The organism is Coleofasciculus sp. FACHB-712 (assembly GCF_014695635.1).
GTDB lineage: Bacteria > Cyanobacteriota > Cyanobacteriia > Cyanobacteriales > FACHB-T130 > FACHB-T130.
In genome coordinates, this window is record NZ_JACJOQ010000690.1 from 1 (window position 1) to 2,701 (window position 2,701).

At 37.2% G+C, this 2,701-nt stretch carries 1 protein-coding gene; it reads right to left on the minus strand.

From position 1 onward, the window contains the following. A partial coding sequence (locus H6F50_RS25770) for a serine/threonine-protein kinase PknK (RefSeq protein WP_190430901.1) occupies window positions 1-2,125 on the minus strand: 2,125 nt, incomplete at its 3' end. Between the last annotated feature and the right edge of the window lie 576 nt (window positions 2,126-2,701).

Consider the following 2,701-nt stretch of genomic DNA (forward strand, 5'->3'; position numbering starts at 1 on the left):
CCTGTTGTTTATCAGTTTCTGGGATTAAGGAATAAACTGCCTGCTGTACGCGGTCATGCAGAAATTTGTAGGCAACAGCTAAATCATTATTGAGAGAAGCATTTAAAGTATCTTCTGTATAATCTTGAACGTATTTATATGCGTTCCCAATGGGTAGAATCAGCCCTTCCTTAAGGGCTTCCCTAAGTTCACCAGAAGTTTCTACTTGAGACTTTTCATTAACAATCGATAAAACTTTTAAATTGAATTCGTTGCCAATGCAAGCTGCAAGTTTTAGGGATTTCTGAGTAGACTCAGAAAGCTTTTTAACTTTTATCACCATTAACTCAACTACATTATCCGTGATTTGCATTCCTCGAATTTTTTTAAGATCCCACTGCCAACATCCCTGTTTTAAGTTAAAGTTAAACAAATTTTCTTCATAAAGAGATTTTAAAAACTGAGTTAAAAAGAAGGGATTACCATTAGTTTTATTAAAAACTAACTTTGCCAAAGAATTTGTTTTTGTTGATTCAGATTTAAATGTGTCGGCAATCAGTGAATTAACATTATTAATAACTAAAGAGTTAAGAGAGATATTATTTACTGCAATATCGCTCTTTTTCAGTTCGTCCAATGTCAGCATTAAAGGATGAGTTGCACTCACTTCATTATTTCGGTAAGCCCCAATCATGAGTAAGTATTTACTATCCGGATCGGTCATTAGCAGATAAATTAATTTTAATGAGGCTGAATCGGCCCATTGTAAGTCATCTAGAAATAAGACTAGGGGATGGTCTTTTGTCGTAAAAACACTGAGAAACTTTTGAAAAACTAAATTCAATCGATTTTGGGCTTCTGTCGGAGCAAGTTCTGGAACTGGTGGCTGTTTGCCGATAATGAGTTCCACTTCTGGAATTACATCAATAATGACTTGACCGTTGCGACCTAGAGATTCTAATAGTTGTGTTTTCCAAAAGTCTATTTTTTCTTGGGTTTCTGTTAAAAGTTGTCGAACTAATTCTTGAAAAGCTTGAATTAAAGAAGCATAGGGAATATTCCGTTTAAATTGGTCAAACTTGCCGGAAATAAAATATCCTCTTTGCCGTACAATTGGTTTATGAATTTCATTAACTAAAGCTGATTTACCAATTCCAGAGAATCCTGAAACTAGCATCATTTCAGTCGAGCCAAGGCTGACTCTTTCAAAAGCTGCCATTAGAGAAGCAATTTCAGAGTCTCGACCATAAAGTTTTTGGGGGATTTGAAATTTATCAGAGATATCGTGTCTACCGAGTGGGAAATCGCTAATTTTCCCTGTACTTTCTAGATGGGTTAGACAAGTCTCTAGATCGGCCTTGAGTCCAAAGGCACTTTGATAGCGATCTTCAGCATTTTTAGATAATAATTTCATTACGATGTCAGACACCGCTGGTGGAATGTTTGGATTCAGATGATTGGGTGGAATTGGAAGGCTGGCAATATGGCAGTGAACTAACTCCATCGGATCGTTAGATTGAAAAGGCACCCTTCCAGTTAGCATTTCGTAAAAGGTGACACCTAAGGAATAAAAGTCGGTACGATAATCAATGGAGCGATTCATTCTCCCCGTTTGCTCTGGTGATATGTATGCAAGGGTGCCTTCTAGCAAATTGGGGTTGCCAATCATCTGGTTTTCTCTGGACAGACGCGAGGCAATGCTAAAATCGGTAATTTTTACCAATCCCGTTTCCGGATTAATAAGGATATTTTGAGGCTTAATATCCTTATGAATAATGTTATTTTGATGGAGTTGACTAATTGTTTCTGAAACATTAATAATTATTTGAATAATTCTTTTTAAATCAATTTTGTTTTTCAAGAGAAAATTTTGTAGCGAATCTCCTCCAAAATCTTCCAAGATTAAAAACAAATATTGATTATATCTTTCTAGTTCTAAAGGTTTAACAATTCCTGGGATAGGTAAGTTATAAGCAATTTCATATTGATGTTTAAGCTTGGCAATTTCCGTGAGAGCTGGATACTCTTGCCAAAGACTCTTAACAATAACAGGTTGCTCATCATGATGGCGATATCCTCGATAAACAACGGTTTTTGTTCCCTCGTAAATTTTTGATGTGATTGTATAACCTGGAATTTTTAGCATAATTTGGTTTGTGTCTCAACTGGTAACTAGAGTCAAATACAGTGTTCGACTGGTCAGGAATATGCCAGGGTATTTATACAGTAATCGTTCGCCAAAGTGCAAAGTAATAATCTGGCTACAAATGTTGCTGTCAGCCTATCTTTGGTATAAGGTTAGCCACAAAAGTAATGACGCAGACTAAATTTAAACGGGGAATCAGTGTAAGAACTTCTGTATTTAAATGTTCAATCTGCTGGCAACACAGCGTCAGAATCGCTGATTCTGCTCTTGATGCCTGAAAAACAATCCAGCTTTGCTGTTTTCTGGGCATAGTGGTCTACCAAGGCCGTGAGTATTCTGATTGTACAGAGTGACGGCTGTGGCATCACTGTGTAGTAGAAACAAGCAATATTAAAACTCTTAATATAACCAATCTTTACGGGTAAACGGCAATTTCCACGCTTTATCTGCTCGTCGCCGCAATAGGACTTGATAAAGCCCCATGTGGTTCTGTTCAAAGGCAAGAGCGAAACCGATGAGATAGAGCCGCCATAATCGGACTTTACGTTCGCTGCTGAGGGCGATCGCTTTCTCCAT